Genomic DNA, 23,339 nt, shown 5'->3' with positions numbered 1-23,339 from the left:
GTCTGAAAGGAAAAGCCATGAACCCAAAAAATACGCTTTGTCTGATTGTCGATATTCAAGAACGCCTGCTGCCCGCCCTTTCCGGCGCGGATGAAATGGTGGAACGCTGCCGCCTGCTGATTCAAGGTTTGACGGCTTTAGACATCCCCTTTGCCGTAACCGAACAATATCCGAAAGGTTTGGGCAACACCGTATCTGCCGTATCGCTGCTGTTGCCTGAAGGTACGCCCGTTGTCGAGAAAACCCGATTTTCGGCGTTTTTACCTGAAATTCAGGAAATATTACGCAAAAACGACATCAAAAACGTTATTTTGATGGGTGCGGAAGCGCATATCTGTATGCTTCAGACGGCCTTGGATTTGAAAGCGCAAGGTTACGCCGTATCTCTGCCTTTCGAATGCACCGCCTCGCGCACAACGGCCAACCGCGACAATGGTTTGGCGCAACTGAGCCGTCAGGGCATTATCATTTCCAATGTCGAAAGTATTTTGTTCCAACTGCTCGGCGATGCCAAACATCCGGCCTTTAAGACTATTTCCAAACTGATTCAATAACAGGCCGTCTGAAATGCAATACACCATCCGCCCTGCCCTGCGCCAAGACTTGCCTGCCATCGTCGATATTTACAACAGCACCGTGGCCACGCGCCAATCCACGGCCGATTTGTCGCCGACCACTGTTGCCGAACGCGAAATGTGGTTTGCCGCACACACGGACAAACGCCCGATCTACGCCCTTTACGATGCCGACGGCACCGTATTGGCCTGGGGCAGTTTCAGCGACTACCATCCGCGCTACGCCTACCACATCAGCGCAGAAGTCAGCATTTATGTCCGCCACGATATGCGCGGTGCAGGCGTGGGCAAAATCCTGTTGCGGCACATGCTCGAACGCGCGCCGTCATTGGATATCCATAACGTCATCGCGCTTGTGTTCGGCCACAACTATCCAAGCCTGAACCTGTTTCACCGTTTCGGTTTTGAAGAATGGGGGAGGCTGCCGCAAGTCTGCGATTTGGAAACCATGTTGGCAGACGTGGTGATTTTGGGCAAAAGGATTGTGGATTGATGACGACAAAGGCCGTCTGAAAACTGAATTCAGACGGCTTTTTTACGGCAAAACCTTTATTCCGGTTTCTTCGCCAGCATGGTAACGAATTTAAACTGAATCGGATTGCCGAATTCGTCTTTCGCGTGCATCGAGCCCAGCTCTTCCTTGTATTCCACCAATTCCCAATCTTTATAGTATTCGCGCAGCTCGCCCTCGCCAAACTTGAACGGGAATGGCATCGGGCAAGGGAAATCTTCCGTATCCATCGCAGAAACAATCAGGTTGTAGCCGCCGGGGTTGGTGTGTTCCTTCATATTGGCAATCACATCAGGAACGTAACGCGGCATCAGGAACATAAACACCACGGTCGCCACCATATAATCGAAGTTTTCCTGAATATTGGCGGCGTTGAGGTCGTATTCAAACGCGCGGACATTCAGTTCTTCGATACGCGCCAGCTCTTCCACATTTTGAACCGCGTTCGGATTATTATCGACAGCAGTAACGTCAAAACCTTTCAAACCCAGATACAGCGCGTTTCGACCCTGACCGCAGCCCATATCCAAAACCTTGCCGACAGGCACGATGCCTTCGGCGGCGCGGACGGCCGAATGTGTCGCGCTCATGCCGTATTTCTTATTGAAATAGTCCGCCGCCTCGCAGTAAAACGACAGTTGGATTTCCGTGTCTTGCGTTTGCGGCGCGATAAAGTGCCATGCTTGCGGATGGATAATCCAATCATCGCTTTCAGGCGTCAGCTCGTGCGTAGCCGTAATATTGCCCGCTTCGTCCACTTCATTGAAATTCAGACGGCCTTGGAGGACATTGAGGCAGCCCCAAGTACCGGCGGCGGTATTGTGTTTGGACAACAAGGCTTCGGGAATCTCGTCCGCCGTCCACACCGGCATCTGTTTGTAACAAAACAATTCTTGCTGTTCGCTCATCATATTTCCTTTCTATTTTGACGGTTTCAACACGGCTTCTGCCAAGGCTTTCTGAATGGCAATCACGCTCTTGTCGCTTTTAAACTGCAAGGTTTCGGTCGGCGCTTCGCTGGAAGAAACCCAAATCTTCAGCTCGGCATCCAAATCGAAATGGCCCGAGGTTTCCACCGAAAAGCGTGACACGGAACGATACGGAATCGAACGGTAAGACACTTTCTTGCCGGTCAACCCCTGCTTGTCCACCAACACCAGCCGATATTCGGTAAACACAATCAAATCGCGCACCAGGCTGAATGCCATTTTTACCTGTTCGCCATCAATCAGGATATTCGCCAAATCGCGTTCCACCGCATCGGCGTCTTTTTGCGAAGCATTGCCCAAAAGGCCGCTGAACAATCCCATATCTGCCTGCTTTCTATACGAGTGATAAGTGCAGGGTATTTTACACGCGCAAACCGTATTTGCCGATATTTCAGACGGCCTTATGTTATGATACCGCCTTATTCGACAAAGACATGCCCATGGATAAACCCGTTTACCTCTACACAGACGGCGCATGCAAAGGCAACCCCGGCTCAGGCGGCTGGGGGGTATTTATGCGCTACGGCACACATGAAAAAGAACTGTTCGGCGGCGAAGCCGAAACCACCAACAACCGCATGGAGCTGACCGCCGTCATCGAAGGCCTGAAATCTCTAAAACGCCGCTGCCAGGTCGTTATCTGCACCGACTCGCAATACGTCAAAAACGGCATGGAAAGCTGGATACACGGTTGGAAAAAAAACGGCTGGAAAACCGCCGCCAAAAAACCGGTCAAAAACGACGATTTATGGAAAGAGCTGGATAGTTTGGTTCAACAGCACGATGTCCGCTGGACGTGGGTAAAAGGCCATGCCGGACACCCTGAAAACGAAAAAGCCGACGAGCTCGCCAACCGAGGCGCAGCAAAATTTGCATAACACTTCACCCATGACTGTACTCAAATATCTCAAACCATTCTTTTGGATTGCTATCATTGCATTGATTTGTGTGACGCCAATAGCACTTATGTTCGCCTATTCGCCCTTTCATGATGTCAATGATTTTTTTAACTTTTGATTGTGTGATCACGTTAAGAGTGCCGAAGAATGTGCCGACTTAATCACGCCCGCCTATTTGGTGGTTTATACCTGAACCGTGGTTTTTCACATTCATCACACTGACTGCCCTTTACCTCATTCTAAAAATCCTGATGGCAATCACCCGATTCCTATTCAGACTGAAAAAGAGAAAACCATGACCTGCCCCATCTGCACTGCCGACAACGAAGACATTTTGCTGCAAACGCCAAACCTGCGCGTTATCGCCGTCCACAACGAAGCCGGCGCACCGGCATTCTGCCGCGTTATTTGGAATAACCATGTTTCCGAGATGACCGACCTTTCCCCTGCCGAACGCAACGAAATCATGGAAATGGTGTATCAGGTTGAAGCCGCAATGCGCCAAGTCTTCCGCCCGGCCAAAATCAATCTGGCCAGCCTCGGCAATGTTGTGCCCCACTTACATTGGCACGTCATTGCCCGCTTTGAAAACGACGTCAACTTCCCCGCGCCGATTTGGGCCGCGCCCGTCCGCGAACACGGCATGACCTTGCCCGAAAATTGGCCGCAACAAATCAAAAACTTAATCGCTTAAACTTTCAGACGGCCTGTAAAGACCGACACGCCAAGTTCAGGCCGTCTGAACATATAACGAAAGGAAAACCTCAATGAACTCCACCACGCGCCGCCATTTCCTGCGTACCTGCTCTGCTGCGGCAGGCGCAGGGTTGTTGCAAGCCTGCGGCACAGGCACGACCACCACGCCACAAACCAAAACCACATCTACCACCGCGAAAGCCAAAACCGTGCAACCTAAGCAACCTCATCCGCCACGTTCCGGCGACAACCTCCTGCGCGTTGTTGCGCCGTCAGGCTTCGCCGAAGACCCCAACCGCGTGACCACCGGCCTGACCCGCCTCTACAACGCAGGCTTTACCGTGACCAACCAACAGGCAGGCAGCCGCCGTTACCAACGCTTTGCCGGCAGTGACGCCCAACGCGCCGCCGACTTCCAAGAAGTTGCCAGCGGCCGCGTCGAAACGCCCAAAGTCTTGATGGGCCTGCGCGGCGGCTACGGCGCGGCACGCATCCTGCCGCAAATCGACTTTGCCTCACTCGGCGCCAGAATGCGCGAACGCGGCACATTGTTCTTCGGTTTCAGCGACGTGTGCGCCGTCCAACTCGCCCTGTTGGCCAAAGGCAATATGATGAGCTTTGCAGGCCCGATGGTGTACAGCGAATTCGGCAAAGCAGACCCCAGCGTCTTTACCATGGATTCGTTCATCCGCGGCACGACCAACAACGTCAACATCGTTGATGTCCCAACCATCCAACGCGCCGATGTCAACGTCGAAGGTACATTGTGGGGCGGCAACCTCAGCGTTCTCGCCTCTCTCGCCGGTACGCCTTATATGCCTGATATTCAAGGCGGTATCCTCTTTATCGAAGACGTCAGCGAGCAACCCTACCGCATCGAGCGCATGCTCAATACGCTTTATCTGTCAGGTGTTTTGCAAAAACAACGCGCCATTATCTTCGGTGATTTCCGCATGGGTACCATCCGCGACGTGTACGACTCCAGCTACGATTTCTCCGCCGTCGTCAACCACATTTCGCGCACCGCCAAGATTCCTGTGTTGACCGGCTTCCCATTCGGCCACATCACCAACAAAACCACTTTCCCGTTGGGCGCGCATGCCAAAGTCCGCAGTACCGGCAACGGCGGTTATTCCGTTACCTTCAGTGGCTATCCTACGCTGAACCCGTCCGCGCTGACGCTCAACAACCTGCTGCCGCCTCCTGTTCCAACTTACGACAGCACCATCTACCGCGACAGCATTACTGAAGAAGTCACTGAATAAGGCTTGTTCAAATCAAAAGGCCGTCTGAAACCCAGTTTCAGACGGCCTTTTTATATCTTCATCTTAACCGTAACGTCGTTGAAAATCTTTCATAAAGTCAGCCAACGCGTTCACACCTTCAAGCGGCATCGCATTGTAAATGCTGGCACGCATACCGCCGACGGTTTTATAGCCTTTGAGCAGGCACAAGCCCTGCAACTCGGCTTCCAACACAAAGCGGCGGTCCAAGTCTTCGCTTGCTGTTTTGAAGACCACATTCATCTTGGAACGCGCATCAGGATGGATATCGTTGATGTAAAAACCGCCACTGCCGTCTATCGTCTCATACAAGGTTTGCGCCTTTATTCGATTGACCGCTTCAATTTTTTTCACACCGCCCTGCGTTTGCAGCCAGCGGAACACCAAACCCGACATATAAATCGCATAAGTGGAAGGCGTGTTGTACATACCGTCACGGTTGATGTGCGAACGGTAGTTGAACACATCGGGAATATCGTTCGGACAACGCTCCAGCAAATCCTCGCGGATAATGACCACGGTCGCACCGGCAGGGCCGATATTTTTTTGCGCGCCGGCATAAATCAAGCCGTAATCGGATACATCAAACTCACGCGACAAAATCTCGCTCGACATATCGCACACCAGCGGCGGCAGGCCGTCTGAAAGTTTGGGGACGTTTTGATACTGCAAGCCGTTTACGGTTTCATTAATCGCAAAATGAACAAACGCGGAATTCGGGTTCACATCCCAATCCTCCACCGCAGGCAGGTTTTTATAGGCATATTGTTCGCCGCCATGCGCCGCTAAACGGATTTCGGCATTGCTCAAACGGCTCATCTGTTCATAGGCAATACGGCTCCAGTTGCCCGTTACCACCGCGTTAGCAGTCGCAAAACCGTGCGCCAAATTCATGGCCACCATATTAAATTGCGTGGTCGCACCGCCCTGTAAAAACAGGATTTTATAGTTGGACGGAATATTCAAAAGCTGGCGCAAATCTTGTTCGGCATGATGCAGAATACTCAAAAACATATCCGAACGGTGGCTCATCGCCATCACGGGGAAACCCGTACCGTTGTAGTCGAGCATTTCCTGTTGCGCGGTACACAATACCGCTTCCGGCAATACGGCAGGACCTGCGGAAAAATTGTAAATCGGGTGTGCGGACATGGCGGCCTTCTTTCTTATTCGGTGGGTATGAAGAAATTGTAGAACCGCCTTGCACATTGTGCAAGCACGAAAAATCAGAAAATCCAAGGCCGTCTGAAAGCAAAGCAACACCAATTCTTTGTTTTCAAAAATAATTTCAGAAACACCACATCAAAACTTGTCAACAATTTCCTTTTCAGACGGCCTCGACCCTATCCTTCCATTTACGCAATCACTTCAAAAAATCCACGCCAAATCAACACTTTTCTTTTATCTTGAAAACAGTTATAATAGGCCAATTTTTCAAATCACACGAAAAATGGCCGCGCGGCCATTTTTTTGTTTATGTACTTCTGGAGAAGCATGGATATTCAAAGCATTCTTGATAAAACCCTGCCCGGCTTGGGCTACGAGCTGGTCGATTTCGAACTGACCGCACAAGGCGATTTGCGCGTTTTCATCGATAAAGAAGGCGGCATCACCGTCGAAGACTGCGCCACTGTCAGCAACCATCTGAGCCGCGTGTTTATGGTTGAAGACATCGACTACAAACGTTTGGAAATCTCCAGCCCTGGCCTTGACCGTCCGCTGAAAAAAGCCGCCGACTTCGTGCGCTTTGCCGGCCAGAACGCCAAAATCAAAACACGCCTGCCGATTGATGGTCAGAAAAACTTCATCGGCCGCATCGAATCTTGCGAAAACGACATTGTTACCGTCTCTTTCGACGGCAAAACTGCCCAAATCGAATTGAGCAACATCGACAAAGCCCGTTTGCGCCCCGAATTTAAATTTTAAAAACCGATTACTTGGAGATTCTAGAAAATGAGTCGCGAAATGTTACAGCTGGCCGAAGCGCTGGCAAGTGAAAAAAACGTTGAAACGGAAGTCGTATTCAAAGCCCTTGAATTCGCCCTCTCTACTGCTGCCAAGAAAAAAGCCGACCGCGAGCACATGGACGTGCGCGTCGAAATCGACCGTGATACCGGCGAATACCAAACCTTCCGCCGCTGGCTGATTGTTGCCGATGAAGACTACACCTACCCCGACGTAGAAAAAACCATCGAGGAAATCCAAGAAGAAATTCCCGGCACCACCATCCAAATCGGCGAATACTACGAAGAGCAGCTGCCAAACGAAGGCTTCGGCCGCCAAGCCGCGCAAACTGCCAAACAAATCATCCTGCAACGCATCCGTGATGCGGAGCGCGAGCAAAACCTGAACGAGTTCCTCGCTTCTAAAGAGGACATCGTTTCCGGTACGGTAAAACGCGTCGAGCGCCACGGCATCATCGTTGAAGTCGTCGCAGGCAAACTGGACGCACTGATTCCGCGCGAAGAAATGATTCCGCGTGAAAACTTCCGCAGCGGCGACCGCATCCGCGCCCTCTTCCTGCGTGTGGACGAAATCGGCAATACCGGCCGCAAACAAGTCATTTTGAGCCGTACCAGCGGCGACTTCTTGGCCAAACTCTACGCCAACGAAGTGCCTGAAATTGCAGACGGCCTGTTGGAAATCCGCGAAGTAGCACGCGATCCCGGCCAACGCGCCAAAGTTGCCGTTAAAGCCAACGACCAACGCATCGACCCGCAAGGTACTTGTATCGGCGTGCGCGGTTCCCGTGTTAACGCCGTGAGCAACGAATTGTCCGGCGAACGCATCGACATCGTATTGTGGTCTCCTGAGCCAGCCCAATTCGTGATGAATGCGCTGTCTCCTGCCGAAGTAAGCCGCATCGTGATTGACGAAGACAAACACGCTGTTGACGTAATCGTTGATGAAAACCAACTGGCGCTGGCCATCGGCCGCGGCGGTCAAAACGTCCGTCTGGCTTCCATCCTGACCGGCTGGCAGCTGAACATCATGACCGTTGAAGAAGCAGACGAGCGCAATGCTGCCGAAGACGCGGTTATCCGCAACCTCTTCACCACCCACTTGAACATCGACGACGAAACCGCCGATATCTTGGTGGAAGAAGGCTTTGCCACTTTGGAAGAAGTCGCTTACGTTCCAGCGGCAGAATTGCTCTCGATTGACGGTTTTGACGAAGAAATCGTTGAAACCCTGCGCAACCGCGCACGCGATGCGATCCTGACCATTACCATCGCCGCAGAAGAAAAACTGGGTGAAGTGTCTGAAGACATGCGCAATTTGGACGGCGTAGATTCCGATATGTTGCGCAAACTTGCCGAAGCCGGCGTAACCCAACGCGATGATCTGGCCGAATTGTCTGTTGACGAATTGGTCGAAATTACCGGTGTTGACGAAGAAGAAGCCAAAAAAGTGATTTTGGCTGCACGCGAACACTGGTTTACTGAAGAAAATAACTAAGGGGGTACTGAATGAGTAATACAACCGTAGCGCAATTTGCCGCCGAACTAAACCGCCCCGTCGATGATTTGCTTAAACAATTGAAAGAAGCCGGGGTCAACAAAAATAGCGGTAATGACAGCATAACCACTGACGACAAACAACTGTTGACTGCTTACCTGCAAAAGAAAAACGGCAGCAACAGCGGCACCATCAGCATCCGCCGCAAAAAAACCGAAGTCAGCACTGTTGACGGCGTAAAAGTGGAAACTCGCCGCCGCAGCCGTGCCGTTACCATTCCTTCTTCCGAAGAATTGGCAGCGGAAGCCAAAGCCAAAGTAGCAGCGGAAAACCAAAAAGCCGAGGCAGAAAAAGCAGCCGCCCAAGCTGCCGAAGAAAAAGCCAAAGCTGAAGCAGAAGCTGCCGCAAAAGCCGAAGCACGTGCCAAAGCAGAGGCCGAAGCAGCCAGACTGAAAGCAGCCAAAGCCGCACCAAAAGCGGAAGGCAAACCTGTCGAAGCCCAAAAAGAAGAAACCAAACCGGTTGAAACCGTAGAAGCTAAGGCTGAAGTAAAAGTTGAGGCTAAAGCAGACAACAAGCCGTCTGAAAAATCCGTTGAAGCTGAAAAACCAGCCGAAGCCAAGAAACCTGCCAAAGCCAAACAAGACAAAGGCGGCAAAGGCAAAGAAGCGAAAAAGGCAGCCAAACCTGCCGCTCCTGCCGTACCGCAACCTGTCGTCAGCGAGGAAGAACAGGCTCAACGCGATGAAGAAGCCCGTCGTGCCGCCGCCCTGCGTGCGCATCAAGAAGCCTTGTTGAAAGAAAAACAAGAGCGTCAAGCACGCCGCGAAGCCATAAAACAACAGGCCGTTCAAGACTCAAAACCTACTAAAGAAGCCAAATCAGGCGAACGCAATAAACCTGCCGAGAAAGCCAAAGCAGCATCCGGCGAAGGCAAATCCGAACACAACGCACGCGGTAAAAAAGAAGACCGTCGTGATCGTGATGAAGAAAACCAAGGCCGTAACGCCAAAGGCAAAGGCGGCAAAGGCGGCCGTGACCGCAACAATGCACGCAATGGCGATGACGAGCGCGTACGCGGCGGCAAAAAAGGCAAAAAACTCAAACTTGAGCCAAACCAACACGCCTTCCAAGCGCCGACCGAGCCTGTCGTACACGAAGTTTTGGTGCCTGAAACCATTACCGTTGCTGATTTGGCACACAAAATGGCAGTCAAAGGCGTGGAAGTGGTTAAAGCCCTGATGAAAATGGGCATGATGGTAACCATCAACCAATCTATCGACCAAGACACTGCCCTGATTGTGGTGGAAGAACTCGGCCACATCGGCAAACCTGCCGCCGCCGACGACCCTGAAGCATTCTTGGATGAAGGCGTTGAGGCAGTAGAAGCCGAAGCATTGCCGCGTCCTCCGGTGGTTACCGTGATGGGTCACGTTGACCATGGTAAAACTTCCCTGCTGGACTACATCCGCCGTGCCAAAGTGGTACAAGGCGAAGCGGGTGGCATTACCCAACACATCGGTGCATACCACGTTGAAACCCCACGCGGCGTGATTACCTTCTTGGATACCCCGGGTCACGAAGCGTTTACCGCCATGCGTGCGCGCGGTGCGAAAGCAACCGATATCGTGATTCTTGTGGTTGCAGCCGACGACGGCGTGATGCCGCAAACCATCGAAGCCATTGCCCACGCTAAAGCTGCGGGCGTACCGATGGTGGTTGCCGTCAACAAAATCGATAAAGAAGCCGCTAACCCTGAGCGTATCCGCCAAGAGCTGACCGCACACGAAGTCGTGCCTGACGAATGGGGCGGCGACGTACAGTTCATCGACGTTTCTGCTAAAAAAGGCCTGAACATCGATGCATTGCTCGAAGCCGTCTTACTCGAAGCCGAAGTTTTGGAACTGACTGCCCCTGTCGATGCACCTGCCAAAGGCATCATCGTTGAGGCTCGTTTGGACAAAGGCCGCGGCGCGGTTGCCACATTGCTGGTTCAAAGCGGTACACTGAAAAAAGGCGATATGCTGCTGGCCGGTACTGCATTCGGTAAAATCCGTGCAATGGTTGACGAAAACGGCAAAGCCATCAATGAAGCCGGCCCGTCTATCCCTGTCGAAATCCTCGGCTTGTCGGATGTACCGAACGCAGGCGAAGATGCAATGGTATTGGCCGACGAGAAAAAAGCGCGCGAAATCGCCCTCTTCCGTCAAGGCAAATACCGCGACGTGCGCTTGGCCAAACAACAGGCCGCGAAACTGGAAAACATGTTCAACAATATGGGCGAAAACCAAGCCCAATCCTTGTCCGTCATCATCAAAGCAGACGTACAAGGTTCTTACGAAGCTTTGGCGGGCAGCCTGAAAAAACTGTCCACCGACGAAGTAAAAGTGAACGTGTTGCACAGCGGCGTTGGCGGCATTACCGAATCTGATGTCAACTTGGCCATCGCTTCCGGCGCATTCATCATCGGCTTTAACGTCCGTGCAGATGCTTCCGCACGCAAACTGGCTGAGAATGAAAACGTGGAAATCCGTTACTACAACATCATTTACGATGCCATCGACGACGTGAAAGCCGCCATGAGCGGTATGCTCTCTCCGGAAGAGAAAGAGCAAGTAACCGGTACGGTTGAAATCCGTCAGGTTATCTCCGTTTCCAAAGTCGGCAACATTGCAGGCTGTATGGTTACCGACGGTGTGGTCAAACGCGATTCCCATGTCCGCCTCATCCGCAACAACGTGGTTATCCATACCGGCGAGCTGTCTTCTTTGAAACGCTACAAAGACGACGTCAAAGAAGTCCGCATGGGCTTCGAATGTGGTCTGATGCTCAAAGGCTACAACGAGATTATGGAAGGCGACCAACTCGAATGTTTCGACATCGTCGAAGTTGCCCGTACTCTGTAATCAAACAGGCCGTCTGAAAAATCAGAAGCAGGTTTTGCAATGCGAAACCTGCTTCTTTTTTTCAGAGGCCTTTTTACAACCATTCATAGTTTGAAACTATTGAAATTGATGTGTGGTATATAAGAAACAAAACAGCCGCACAAGGCAAAGCCATTTGGCAAAAGAATAGACGGCAAACTAAGCCTGATAAGGCTCGCTACATATTGTCATATCTTAACGTTTCTGTTGTTTTTCTCAAATTTCGGCACTAGTATATACAGCCTAAACACAATACAAATTAAGCAATACCGGCCATATGCCGGATACGTTTACTTCCTTGTTACTCTCATCAATATCTAAAGAAAATATCATGACAATCGAAAAAGCAATGCGCATCCGCAATGCGCAATTTGAATTACGACATTTAGAGCAATTGCAGCCATCCCCCCTTGCACAAGCAACAACAGGCACATCGGGAGATGACGTTTATTATGTAACCCGCAGCGATGATAAAATCATTGAAAACCCAAATGGCGGAGATGATACGGTTTACAGCAACGTCAGCTATACCCTTCCAAACCACGTTGAAAACCTTATTTTGACCGGTACAGCCAACATTTTTGGCGCAGGCAACAACAGTAACAACATCCTCATCGGCAATGAAGGCCGCAACCGCCTCAACAGCGGGCGTGGCGACGACATCGTTTACGGTGGCGGAGGCAACGATTTCATCAACGGCGGCGAAGGTAACGACCGTCTTTTCGGCGAAACAGGCAATGACACCCTCAACGGCGAAGCAGGCAATGATGTGCTTGAAGGTGGCGAAGGCGACGACACCTACCTTTTCTCTGCCAAAAGCGAGCAAGACACCATCATCGACAACCAAGGCCACAACAGCATCCGCTTTCATACTGATCTGAGCCTTAACGATTTAACCGTTGAAGTCCGAAACAACGAAACCGGCGGTCAAGACTGGCTGATTGCCGTGAAAAACAGCAACGCCGTTTTAACCATCAAAAACCAATACACTCAAAACGGTACAACACCGGCAGTCTCCCAATTCATCATTGGCACACAAAAACTGGATGTAAACAGCTTTGCTAAATATTTTGATATTTCCCTGACTGAGCATACCGAAAGCGGCAAGATCATCAATGGCAGCGACGGCAATGACCACCTGTTCGGCACATCCGGCGATGATATTATCGACGGCAAAGCCAGTGCCGACATTATGGAAGGCGGAGACGGCAATGACACTTACTACGTTGATGATGTAAAAGATGTGGTGATTGAACAGGCTGACGGCGGCGAAGACACCGTATTCAGCAGTATTTCCCATACTGCCGCTACCCACGTCGAAAATGTTACCTTGACCGGCTCGGCCAATATTTTTGCCGCCGGCAACAACAGCAATAACATCCTAACCGGTAACGAAGGTCGCAACCGCCTCAATAGCGGACGCGGTGATGATACCGTTTACGGCATGGGTGGCAACGACAACCTCAACGGCGGTGACGGCAACGATTATCTGGATGGCGGCGATGGTAATGATGCCATCAACGGTGATGCAGGCGACGACATTTTGGTGGGCGGCAAGGGTAAAGACATTCTGAAAGGCGGCGCCGGAAACGATACCTATATCTACGGCGACAACGATACCATTATCGACAACCAAGGCATCAATATCCTCAAGTTTTCAGACGGCCTGAGCAATGCCAAGCTCAACCTAAAGACCATTCATAACGATGATGGCAGCCAAAGTTGGGAAATTACTTCGGAACAAGGTTCAGCCCTGATTCAAAACCAAATCGGCGCGGATGGTAGTATTTCCATCGACCGTTTCCAGTTCAACGACCAAACCTACACTGCCGCACAGTTCCAACAAGCCTTCCAAGCGCTGAAAGCCGAAACCATTAAATTTGTCGGCACTAACGGCGATGACATCTTGCATGGCAATGCAGGCAACAATGAAATTGACGGCGGCAACGACGGCCATGACACCATTTATGGCCACGACGGCGATGACATCTTGCGCGAACACAGCGAAACCTATTACGGCAACAAACCTGCTTCCGACGATAAACTCTATGGCGGCAATGGCAACGACAAACTCTATGCCCATGTAGGCGCCGATTTGCTCGACGGCGACGCAGGCAATGATTATCTGGAAGGCGGCGAACACAACGATACCTATGTTTTCGGAAAAGGTTACGGTCATGACACCATTTTTGACTTTAACTTCGGTTTTGATAGCGAAGCAAGCCTACACAGACTCAACGCCAACGTCGTTAAATTTACCGGCGGCATTACCCTTGACGACCTTGAAATTACCGTTGAAAAAGGTTACGACAAAAGCGGGATTGCCGACATGCCCGACAGCAACCAATTTGTATCCAATCCCCTGCTGGATGGCGATACTTGGCATATCCGCATTAAAGGCACAGACGATGTTTTAACCATCAAAAACCAAAGCGGTATTTATGGTGCAATTTCCGAGTTTCAGTTTGACGGCAATACCTCATACAGCACAGGCGAGCTGATCAACCACTTCAAACTGTCTATCCCGCACATGATCGGCAACACAAACATCGTCCAATACACCGGCCAACCCGTTGAAGAACTCAACCGAGATGTGTACAACAACTTCAACCACACCATCCACGCCGATAGCGACAACAGCGATTTAGATTTGTCGCGTTACACTTCTGTTGTCGAATACAGTGGCAATCGCAGCGATGAAACTATTACTTTGGGTCGAGGCATCAACATTGTCGATACGGCCGGCGGTAACGATACCATTACCGACCCGGGTGCCGACAACACCGTTATCATGTTTGGCAGAAACAGCGGCAACGACACCTTTAATCCGTATAGTGGCAGCGATACCCAAGTCCTTTTCAAAGAAGGGCTTACACTGAAAGATTTACAGTTGAAAACCGGCGATGATTGGGTCCTAACCATCAAAGATACAGGCGACACCCTGACCATCCATGACATTGCCAACAATAATGTCGACAGCTTTGTATTCGGAAACGGTAAGAGCTACACCGCCGACGAAATCAGCAAAGCACTGATGACTGAAAATACACAAAACAACGGTATCCTGTAAAACTCAAAGGCCGTCTGAAACCTTAATTCAGACGGCCTTAGTCCTTTGCTGATTTATTTATCGTTCTGCTATATAATTATTCTCATTCGAATTCACAAGAAAGAATAAAAATGGATGCCTTAAATCTCCTCACCACGCGTCGCTCTTCCAAAAAACTGACTGCTCCGGCACCCAATGCCGAGCAACTGGAACAAATGCTGCAAGCGGCAACACAAGTACCTGATCACGGCAACATGCGCCCTTACCGCTTTACTGTGATTCAAAGCGAAGCCGGCTTACAACGTTTCCGCGAGCTGTTGAGCAATACCGTTACCGAACTCAACTTCGGCCATGATGCTATGAAAAAAGCCGAACGCGTCGGCAACATGGCGCCTATGATTATCGGCGTTACATTTACGCCAAACCGTGAAGTGGCAAAACCCAAACCTGAATGGGAGCAAATGCTGACTGCCGGCTGCGCCGCCTATGCTTTACAACTGGCTGCTTCAGCCCAAGGCTTTGACAATGTTTGGATTACGGGCATGTGGGTCAACAGCCCATTGTTGCGCGAAGCATTTGAGTGTGCCGACAAAGACAAAATCATCGGCCTGATGATGATTGGTTCGCCGACCGAAGAAGGAGGCGGCCCGAAAAATACCAGCTTGGAATGTTTTACAACTTATTGGTAAAGCCTGAAAACACTCAGGCCGTCTGAAAACCTGATTTAATGGTTTTTCAGACGGCCTTTTTATATCTATTATCGAAGCATCAAGCCGGATACATGAACGCTTCAATTTCTTCTAAAGAAATATCCGCCGTCGCGCCATGGCGTGAAGCCACCAATGCACCCAACGCACAAGCAAAAGCAATGGCTTCTTGAGGAGGCGCATTGTTCAGCAGTTTGTAAGTCAAGCCGCCAAGGAAGCTGTCGCCCGAGCCGACAGTATCCACCACTTTGACGCGGAAACCGCAATGACGGTATAACTCGCCGTCCTTATACAAAACCGCGCCATGGCTGCCCAAAGTCACGCAAAGGATTTTGACGCCGGTCAGCTCAACGAGGTAGCTGATATTTTGCTCGATACTGTGATAAGGAGAGCCGTAAGCTGCAGCCAATTCATACAATTCATCATCATTGAGTTTGACCATATCGGACTGTTTCATGGTCTCCAACAAGCGGTCAATATCGTAATGGGACTTACGCAGATTAACGTCAAAAATTTTGAATTTGGCGTCTTTCAGCAAAACAGCCAAGCTTTTACGTGAAACTTCATCACGGGTAGCCAAGCTGCCAAAAACGAAAGCATCGGATTCTGCCACACGTTTGATTGCCGCATCATCAACCGCAATCCTGTCCCACGCGCAAGGGTAAACAATCTCATAAGACGCACTGCCATACTTGTCCAAGTGTACTTTCACCAAGCTGGTCGCACATTCATGGCAAACCTGCAAATAATCAGTATTGACGTTTTTATTTTGAATCTGGCGTAGCAATTCTTCGCCATCGGCATCATCGCCACGACGGCTGATGATGGCAGTATCGATACCCAAAGACTGCAAATGAACGGTAACATTCAGGGGTGCACCACCCAATACCTTTCCGTTTGGAAAATCGTCCCACAGCACTTCTCCGAAACTGGTTACTTTCATTCTTGGCCTTCCTTTTTTGAGGTTGATTGGCAGGGTCTGCACACCCGACAGATTTTTTGCAAATCATGTACTTGTAGTAAAACTCCAGCATCGGGGGCAAAGTATTATGTTTTAAAATATTGGGACTGACAAGCAATTAAAGGGATATCAGACAATAAACTTGATTCATCACAAAATTATATTGTTCCTATTTTTTTCTATTTCTTTCACATTTATCCCCTCCTATTTCATTAAAACAAAATATTCTGAAATTTAAATACAAAAGGTCGTCTGAAAACTGATTCAATCAATTTTCAGACGGCCTTTATTGAAGTATTGCAGCGATTAAACTACAACTTCTTCTTTTTTCTTCACTTCTTTGGCAATGTTCTCACGACTCAAGCCAAACATCAGCAAAAGCGGGCTGGCAACCAATACGGAAGAGTAAATACCGAACACAATACCGATGGTCAGCGCCATAGAGAAACCGTGCAAGGCTGCACCGCCGAACACCAGCATAGAAACAACCATTGCCTCGGTCGAACCGTGGGTAATGATGGTACGGCTCATGGTTGCGGTAATCGCGTTGTCGATGACTTCCGGCACAGTGTGACCGCGCATATGCGGCTTACGGAAGTTTTCACGAATACGGTCAAACACAACCACAGATTCGTTCACGGAATAACCCAAAACTGCCAAAATACCTGCCAAGACAGTCAGAGAGAATTCCCATTGGAAGAAGGCGAAACAGCCGAGAATAATCACGATATCGTGCATATTCGCAATAATCGCAGATACTGCAAAACGCCACTCAAAACGCATGGACAAGTAAATAATGATGCCTGCCACCACGAAGCCCAATGCCATCAAACCATTGGTAACCAATTCTTCACCAACCTGAGGGCCGATGAATTCGACTTGGCGCAAGGTAACGTCAGGATTGTCTTTTTTCAGCAAATCCATCACTTGGTTGGACAGCTGGGCAGATGTTACGCCTTCTTTGTTCGGCAGGCGGATCATGATGTGTTTGTTCGTACCCAATGCCTGAACCTGTACATCACCCATTTTCAGCGTATCGAGGCGTTCGCGCGTTTTATTCACATCCACACCCTGCTGATATTGGACTTCCATCACCGTACCGCCGGTAAATTCGACGGAGAAATTGAGGCCTTTAGTCACCAAAAAGAACACGGCGGCGATAAACGTAACCAACGAAATAAAGGTCGTCAGTTTGCCGTAGCTCATAAACGGAATATCGCGTTTAATTTTAAATAATTCCATGTTTTACTCCTTGCCTTCTGCCATTTCAGCTTTCGGCTTCCATACCGCACCAATGGAAATATTCCGCAATTTGCGACGGCGGCCGTACCACAGGTTAACCAAAGCACGGAACACGACCACAGACGAATACATCGAGGTCAGAATACCGATACAGTGTACAACGGCAAAACCGCGTACAGGGCCAGAACCGAATACCAACAAAGCAATACCGGCAATCAGAGAGGTCAAGTTAGAGTCGACAATGGTTGCCCAAGCATGTTGGAAACCGAGGTTGATGGCCTGTTGAGGTGGTATACCTGCGCGTAATTCTTCACGGATACGTTCGTTAATCAATACGTTGGAGTCAATCGCCATACCCAATGTCAATGCCAACGCAGCAATACCCGGCAGGGTCAGCGTTGCCTGCATGGCAGACAAAATACCCACCAAGAACAAAATATTGGTACTCAAAGCGATGGTAGAGAAGAAACCCATCAGGCGGTAGTAAACCACCATAAATGCGGCAACGGCGGCAAAGCCCCACAAGGTGGAATTGAAACCTTTTTCAATGTTTTCCTTACCCAAAGACGGGCCGATAGTACGTTCTTCGATAATCTGCATAGGCGCAGCCAGCGAACCGGCACGCAGCAACAATGAAGTATCGTTGGCTTCGGCAGTTGTCATGCTGCCGGAAATTTCCACACGGCCACCGGTAATGGCGGAGCGGATGACAGGCGCGGTCACGACTTCGGATTTACCTTGGTCGATCAACACCATAGCCATACGTTTACCCACATTGGCCGAAGTCAATTCGCCAAAAATGCTGCCACCTGCGCTGTCCAAGCTCAGGCTCACGGCAGGCGCACCCATTTGGTCAAAGCTAGGTTGCGCGTCGTTGATGTTGTCGCCGGTCAGTTCAACTTGTTTGTTGACCAAAATAGTTTCCGGATGATCGCCACCGCTTGACAGCAACTCATAACCAGTCGGTACATTACCGTTTAAGGCTTCTTGCAGTTTAATCGGATCGTCTTCCACCATGCGCACTTCCAAAGTCGCGGTACGACCGATAATGTCTTTTGCTTTGGCAGTATCTTGCACACCCGGCAGCTGTACGACAATGCGATCAATACCGGATTGCTGGATAACCGGCTCTGCCACACCCAATTCATTCACACGATTGTGCAAAGTGTTGATGTTTTGTTTTACCGCATCAGTGCGTACTTTATTGATCGCCTCTTCAGACAGAGTCAGCAGGATATTGTTACCGTCTGCAAGCAAAGTGGCTTCAGGGAACATTTTTTGCAACTGAGGCAAGGCCTTTTGTACATCGGCAGCATCTTGCAGAGGCACGGTCAGACCGTTTTCAGTCTGATGCACTGTACCGGTACGGATTTTTTCGCGGCGCAATTCGCGACGGATATCGCCGGCGTAACGTTCAAACGTTTTCTGCATCGCGGCTTTCATGTCCACCTGCATGGTGAAATGCACACCGCCGCGCAAGTCCAGACCCAAGAACATCGGATTGGCTTTAATTTTCGCCATCCACTCAGGACTGTCCGCCAAAAGGTTGAGCGCGGTAATATAGCCTTCGCCCAAAGTGCTTTCGATGACATCACGCGCTTTCAGTTGCGTTTCAGTATCTTTAAAACGCACTTTCAGCGAATTATCGACAATGAACATACCGTCCGTCTGAATACCTGCGCTTTGCAACGCAGAAGACACTTTAGACTGGGTTTGCTCATTGATAACGATGGCTTGTCGGTTGGTCGATACCTGTACAGCAGGCGTTTCACCGAAAAGGTTGGGCAGCGAATATACAGCCGCAACCACAATCGTGAACGCAATCAGCAGGTATTTCCATAAAGGATAACGGTTCATGGTAAACCTTTGCTTTATTTATAAAGGCAAACAGCCGCACTCGGAAAATGAGGCGGCTTTTCGCAAAAAAACGGATTATTCGGCTTTCGCGGCAATCGCGTTGCGCTCAACTTCCACTTCGATTTTTGTACCTTGACCGATGTCCACGGTAAAAAACTGTTCGCCGACTTTGGTAATACGACCTCTGAAACCTGCTGCCAAAACAACCTTATCACCGACTTTCAAAGTGGCAAGCACGGCTTGGTGTTCCTTGAATTTCTTGTTTTGAGGGCGTATGAGCAAGAAGTAAGCAAAAACTATAATCAGTACGAAAGGGACCAATTGAAACACTGCTTGATTCATAATATATCCGTTCTTTTGAGTTTTAAGATAAAGTAAAAAACTGCATACAGCCCAAAACGCAGTTGGTGGGACTGTAAAATTGAGCTATTCTAAAGGCCGTCTGAAAAATTTCCAAGCATTTCCGTATTTATTAACCATATTTAGCAGTCCGTGCGACTCGTTCGATACACACTTTCCATGCTTAAAAAAATCATTTGGCGCGTGCGTACCCTGCTGCGTCGACTACTTGGCAAAAATGCCCGCACCGTATGGATTTCCCATCCGATATTTCTGCAGCACCAGCCGGGCACCAACCACCCCGACAAGCCAGAACGCATCAGCGCCATTCAAGCCGCCTTAAAAAAGGAAGGCATTTGGCGTCATCTGCAAACCGCTGAAGCACCCGAAATCAAAGATGCGCAACTGGCATTGGTTCACTCGCGCAATTATCTGCACGAATTGGAGGCCGCCCAGCCGCTCCCCGGCAAAATCCACCGCATCGATGACGATACGGTCATCTGCCACGACTCCCTTAAAGCCGCCCGTTTTGCAGCCGGAGCCGTTGTCAAGGCAGTCGATATGGTGATGAATAAAAAAGCCTGGCATGCTTTTTGCGCCATCCGCCCACCCGGCCACCATGCCCACAGCAACAGCGCCAGCGGATTCTGCCTCGTCAACAACACCGCCGCCGGCGTGATGCACGCCATTGCCCAGTACCGCCTGCAACGCATCGCCGTCATCGATTTCGACGCCCACTTCGGCGACGGTACGGCGGAGATTCTCCAAGATGATCCGCGCGTGATGTTTTTCAACCTGTTTGAAACCGACATCTTCCCCTTCCCTGAGGCGGAACAATACGCCGGCAGCAAAAATATGCTGCATACACCCCTCAAACCGGGCACAGGCAGCCGTATCTTCCGCACGACCATCCGTGAACAATGGCTGCCCAAGCTCACGGCTTTCCGTCCCGAGTTGGTGTTGCTTTCAGCCGGTTTTGACGGGCACAAACAAGACGAAACAGGCCGTCTGAACCTGCATGAAGCTGATTTTGCCTGGCTGACGCACAAAATCGTCCAAGCAACGGCAAGCTGTCAAGGACGTGTCGTTTCCGTACTGGAGGGCGGATATACCTTGGAATCCATGTCTAAATCCGCCGCCGCCCACATCCGCGTATTGGCGGGCTTAAGCAAGGCCGACTACGTCATCGCCTACCAAAAGCATCTGAAGCGCGGCAAAAGTAACAATCCTACACCATAACGCATTCAAACTATTGCCCCAGGCCGTCTGAAAACAGATTATCCATTTCAGACGGCCTTTTTTTTCATTTACAAACTTTAATTTGAGCAAAGACAAACCATTTCCATATTGTCAGTAGTAAAATAACAAACATAAAACATATCAATAAAAACATTTCACACGCCACACCGCTTCCCTTTCCCTAATTGACCGTCTTTTTCAGACGGCCTCCACTTAAAAAAAGGAGCGTTACAATGAAAGCAGCACGTTTTTACAACAAAGGCGACATCCGCATCGAAGACATTCCAGAGCCAACCGTAGCTCCGGGTACTGTCGGCATTAATGTTGCGTGGTGCGGTATCTGCGGTACCGACCTGCACGAATTCATGGAAGGCCCGATTTTCATTCCGCCTTGCGGCCATCCACACCCAATCTCCGGCGAGTCAGCACCAGTCACCATGGGTCACGAGTTCTCCGGCGTGGTTTATGCCGTAGGCGAAGGCGTGGACGACATCAAAGTCGGCCAACACGTTGTTGTCGAACCCTACATCATCCGCGACGACGTACCGACCGGCGAAGGCAGCAACTACCACCTCTCCAAAGACATGAACTTCATCGGCTTGGGCGGCTGCGGTGGCGGCTTGTCTGAGAAAATCGCCGTCAAACGCCGTTGGGTACACCCTATTTCCGACAAAATCCCATTGGACCAAGCTGCTTTGATTGAGCCTCTGTCTGTCGGCCACCATGCTTATGTACGCAGTGGTGCAAAAGAAGGCGACGTCGCATTGGTTGGCGGCGCAGGCCCAATCGGTTTGCTGTTGGCTGCCGTATTGAAAGCCAAAGGCATCAAAGTCATCATCACTGAATTGAGCAAAGCGCGTAAAGACAAAGCACGCGAAGCCGGTGTGGCCGACTACATCCTCGACCCGTCTGAAGTCGATGTCGTCGAAGAAGTGAAAAAACTGACCAACGGCGAAGGCGTGGACGTCGCATTCGAATGCACCAGCGTCAACAAAGTGCTGGACACCATGGTCGAAGCATGCCGTCCGACTGCGAAAGTCGTCATCGTATCCATTTGGAGCCACCCCGCTACCATCAACGTCCACAGCGTTGTGATGAAAGAGCTGGACGTGCGCGGCACCATCGCCTACTGCAACGACCACGCCGAAACCATCAAATTGGTTGAAGAAGGCAAAATCAACCTTGAGCCTTTCATCACCCAACGCATCAAACTGGACGAATTGATTTCCGAAGGCTTCGAGCGCTTGATCCACAACAACGAATCCGCAGTAAAAATCATTGTCAATCCTAATCTTTAATCCTAAGGCTTAAAGAATAAACAGGCCGTCTGAAACTTTTCAGACGGCCTGTGTACTTGATAAATTCCCGAATGGCCCAATTCTATGCCGACCATTCACTTATCAAGAGTAAAACTCCATGAATCCAAAATACGCCCCACTCTTTCAAACATATACCCTCAATAACGGCGTAACCATCAAAAACCGCCTTGTCGTCGCCCCCATGACCCATTTCGGCTCACAAGCCGACGGTTTGATCAGCGACCAAGAGCGTACCTTCCTCAGCAACCGCGCAGGCGATATGGGCATGTTTATCACTGCCGCCACTTTGGTTCAAAAAGACGGCAAAGCCTTTCACGGCCAACCTGAAGCCACAGGCGAGCACTGCCTCGACAGCCTGAAAGAAACCGCACAAATCCTGCAACAGCAAGGCGCAAAAGCGATTTTGCAAATCCATCACGGCGGTTCCAAAGCCATTGATGACCTTTTGGACGGTCTCGACAAAATCAGCGCTTCCGCCAGCGAAGCCGAACACGCACGCGAAGCAACCGCAGAAGAAGTCGAAGCACTCATCGCCTCTTATGCGCAAGCCGCCGATTTGGCGCTTCGTGCCGGTTTTGACGGCGTGGAAATCCACGGTGCCAATACCTATCTGATCCAACAGTTTTACTCTGCCCAAAGCAACCGCCGCAACGACCAATGGGGCGGCAGCTTGGAAAACAGAATGCGCTTCTCTCTGGCCGTTATCGATGCCGTGGTTGCCGTCCGTGAAAAACACCAGCGCAACGACTTCATTATCGGCTACCGCTTCTCTCCCGAAGAACCGGGCGATGACGGCTTAACCATGACTGAAACCGGCGCACTGATTGACGCATTGGTACAAAAACCGCTGCAATATCTGCACGTTTCCCTGTGGGAATTTGATAAAAAAATCCGTCGCGGCGGCGATACCGCCCAAACCCGTATGCAGTTCATCCACGAACGCATCAACGGCAAACTGCCGCTTATCGGCGTGGGCAACCTGTTTACCGCCGACCAAATTTTGGCCGCCTATGAAACCGGCTGGGCAGAATTTATCGCCTTGGGCAAAACCGTGATGATTAATCCGCACATCGCCACGCAAATCCGTGAAGGCCGCGAAGATGAAATCGAAACGCAACTTGACCCGACGCGCGCCGACCATTACGGTCTCCCCGACACCTTGTGGGGATTTTCCTCCAGCGGTACGCAATCATGGCTGCCGCCGGTAAAAGGCGCGGAATGGAAGCCGATGGATATTTAATCATCGATTCATAAACAAAGGCCGAGACCTTTGCAAAATTCCCCAAAATC

20 protein-coding genes are annotated in these 23,339 nt (G+C 50.4%); 13 read left to right on the top strand and 7 right to left on the bottom strand.

Annotated features, from left to right (window positions below):
* The first annotated feature begins 17 nt into the window (after window positions 1-17).
* Both HMPREF2700_RS04940 and HMPREF2700_RS04935 read left to right on the top strand, forming a co-directional pair.
* Window positions 18-554 carry an isochorismatase family protein gene (locus tag HMPREF2700_RS04940; RefSeq protein ID WP_070590680.1) on the top strand — a complete coding sequence of 179 codons (537 nt, stop codon included), beginning with the start codon at window positions 18-20 and terminating at the stop codon, window positions 552-554.
* A 13-nt stretch (window positions 555-567) separates the two neighbouring features.
* Window positions 568-1,068 (top strand): GNAT family N-acetyltransferase, encoded by a 501-nt coding sequence (locus tag HMPREF2700_RS04935; protein WP_004519325.1) that lies wholly within the window; start codon window positions 568-570, stop codon window positions 1,066-1,068.
* 56 nt (window positions 1,069-1,124) lie between these two features.
* Here HMPREF2700_RS04935 and tehB read toward each other — a convergent pair whose 3' ends face one another.
* Complete coding sequence (gene tehB / locus HMPREF2700_RS04930) at window positions 1,125-1,994, bottom strand: SAM-dependent methyltransferase TehB (RefSeq protein WP_049330918.1); 870 nt, start codon at window positions 1,992-1,994, stop codon at window positions 1,125-1,127.
* 12 nt (window positions 1,995-2,006) lie between these two features.
* A complete protein-coding gene (locus tag HMPREF2700_RS04925) occupies window positions 2,007-2,396 on the bottom strand; it encodes a PH domain-containing protein (RefSeq protein ID WP_049329817.1) in 390 nt (129 codons plus the stop codon).
* Between the two features lie 119 nt (window positions 2,397-2,515).
* Between HMPREF2700_RS04925 and rnhA the strand changes: the two genes are divergently transcribed.
* From rnhA to HMPREF2700_RS04910, 3 genes are all read left to right on the top strand, one after another.
* On the top strand, window positions 2,516-2,953 hold the full coding sequence (gene rnhA, locus HMPREF2700_RS04920; RefSeq protein ID WP_070590676.1) for a ribonuclease HI: 438 nt from the start codon (window positions 2,516-2,518) through the stop codon (window positions 2,951-2,953).
* Between the two features lie 316 nt (window positions 2,954-3,269).
* Entirely contained in the window at window positions 3,270-3,668 is a 399-nt protein-coding gene (locus tag HMPREF2700_RS04915; RefSeq protein WP_070590673.1) for an HIT family protein, read from the top strand.
* Window positions 3,669-3,741: 73 nt separating this feature from the next.
* Entirely contained in the window at window positions 3,742-4,935 is a 1,194-nt protein-coding gene (locus HMPREF2700_RS04910; RefSeq protein WP_070590671.1) for an LD-carboxypeptidase, read from the top strand.
* Window positions 4,936-4,998: 63 nt separating this feature from the next.
* On the opposite strand, the gene serC is transcribed toward HMPREF2700_RS04910, so the two are convergent.
* Window positions 4,999-6,105 (bottom strand): phosphoserine transaminase, encoded by a 1,107-nt coding sequence (gene serC / locus HMPREF2700_RS04905; RefSeq protein WP_070590668.1) that lies wholly within the window; start codon window positions 6,103-6,105, stop codon window positions 4,999-5,001.
* Between the two features lie 342 nt (window positions 6,106-6,447).
* On the opposite strand from serC, the gene rimP reads away from it, so the two are divergent.
* From rimP to HMPREF2700_RS04880, 5 genes are all read left to right on the top strand, one after another.
* Window positions 6,448-6,879, top strand: coding sequence for a ribosome maturation factor RimP (gene rimP / locus HMPREF2700_RS04900; RefSeq protein WP_003685973.1), 432 nt, complete (start codon window positions 6,448-6,450; stop codon window positions 6,877-6,879).
* A 27-nt stretch (window positions 6,880-6,906) separates the two neighbouring features.
* Window positions 6,907-8,412, top strand: a complete 1,506-nt coding sequence (gene nusA / locus HMPREF2700_RS04895) for a transcription termination factor NusA (RefSeq protein ID WP_003678742.1) — start codon at window positions 6,907-6,909, stop codon at window positions 8,410-8,412.
* A gap of 11 nt (window positions 8,413-8,423) precedes the next feature.
* Window positions 8,424-11,318: a translation initiation factor IF-2 gene (gene infB, locus HMPREF2700_RS04890; protein WP_070590665.1), complete on the top strand. Its 2,895-nt coding sequence runs from the start codon at window positions 8,424-8,426 to the stop codon at window positions 11,316-11,318.
* A gap of 349 nt (window positions 11,319-11,667) precedes the next feature.
* Window positions 11,668-14,406, top strand: coding sequence for a calcium-binding protein (locus HMPREF2700_RS04885; protein WP_070590662.1), 2,739 nt, complete (start codon window positions 11,668-11,670; stop codon window positions 14,404-14,406).
* Between the two features lie 110 nt (window positions 14,407-14,516).
* The gene (locus tag HMPREF2700_RS04880) at window positions 14,517-15,074 is read left to right on the top strand and encodes a nitroreductase family protein (protein ID WP_070590659.1); all 558 of its coding nucleotides are present in this window, start codon (window positions 14,517-14,519) and stop codon (window positions 15,072-15,074) included.
* Between the two features lie 79 nt (window positions 15,075-15,153).
* Here HMPREF2700_RS04880 and HMPREF2700_RS04875 read toward each other — a convergent pair whose 3' ends face one another.
* From HMPREF2700_RS04875 to yajC, 4 genes are all read right to left on the bottom strand, one after another.
* Window positions 15,154-16,035 (bottom strand): carbohydrate kinase family protein, encoded by an 882-nt coding sequence (locus HMPREF2700_RS04875; RefSeq protein WP_070590656.1) that lies wholly within the window; start codon window positions 16,033-16,035, stop codon window positions 15,154-15,156.
* Between the two features lie 324 nt (window positions 16,036-16,359).
* Window positions 16,360-17,295, bottom strand: a complete 936-nt coding sequence (gene secF / locus HMPREF2700_RS04870) for a protein translocase subunit SecF (RefSeq protein WP_003686183.1) — start codon at window positions 17,293-17,295, stop codon at window positions 16,360-16,362.
* Between the two features lie 3 nt (window positions 17,296-17,298).
* Window positions 17,299-19,152, bottom strand: a complete 1,854-nt coding sequence (gene secD / locus HMPREF2700_RS04865) for a protein translocase subunit SecD (protein ID WP_070590654.1) — start codon at window positions 19,150-19,152, stop codon at window positions 17,299-17,301.
* Window positions 19,153-19,227: 75 nt separating this feature from the next.
* Window positions 19,228-19,494: a preprotein translocase subunit YajC gene (gene yajC / locus HMPREF2700_RS04860; RefSeq protein ID WP_070590652.1), complete on the bottom strand. Its 267-nt coding sequence runs from the start codon at window positions 19,492-19,494 to the stop codon at window positions 19,228-19,230.
* Window positions 19,495-19,671: 177 nt separating this feature from the next.
* Here yajC and HMPREF2700_RS04855 point away from each other — a divergent pair, with 177 nt between their 5' ends.
* The 3 genes from HMPREF2700_RS04855 (at window position 19,672) to HMPREF2700_RS04845 (ending at window position 23,289) form a co-directional block, all read left to right on the top strand.
* Window positions 19,672-20,730, top strand: coding sequence for a histone deacetylase family protein (locus HMPREF2700_RS04855; protein ID WP_070590649.1), 1,059 nt, complete (start codon window positions 19,672-19,674; stop codon window positions 20,728-20,730).
* Between the two features lie 233 nt (window positions 20,731-20,963).
* On the top strand, window positions 20,964-22,028 hold the full coding sequence (locus HMPREF2700_RS04850; protein WP_003745670.1) for a 2,3-butanediol dehydrogenase: 1,065 nt from the start codon (window positions 20,964-20,966) through the stop codon (window positions 22,026-22,028).
* A 118-nt stretch (window positions 22,029-22,146) separates the two neighbouring features.
* A complete protein-coding gene (locus HMPREF2700_RS04845) occupies window positions 22,147-23,289 on the top strand; it encodes an NADH-dependent flavin oxidoreductase (RefSeq protein WP_070590647.1) in 1,143 nt (380 codons plus the stop codon).
* Window positions 23,290-23,339: the final 50 nt, after the last annotated feature.

This window comes from Neisseria sp. HMSC068C04 (genome assembly GCF_001810105.1).
In the GTDB taxonomy this organism is placed as follows: Bacteria; Pseudomonadota; Gammaproteobacteria; order Burkholderiales; family Neisseriaceae; genus Neisseria; species Neisseria flavescens_B.
The sequence above is the reverse complement of the archived record's forward strand: the minus strand, read 5'-3'. Positions and strand labels throughout refer to the sequence as shown.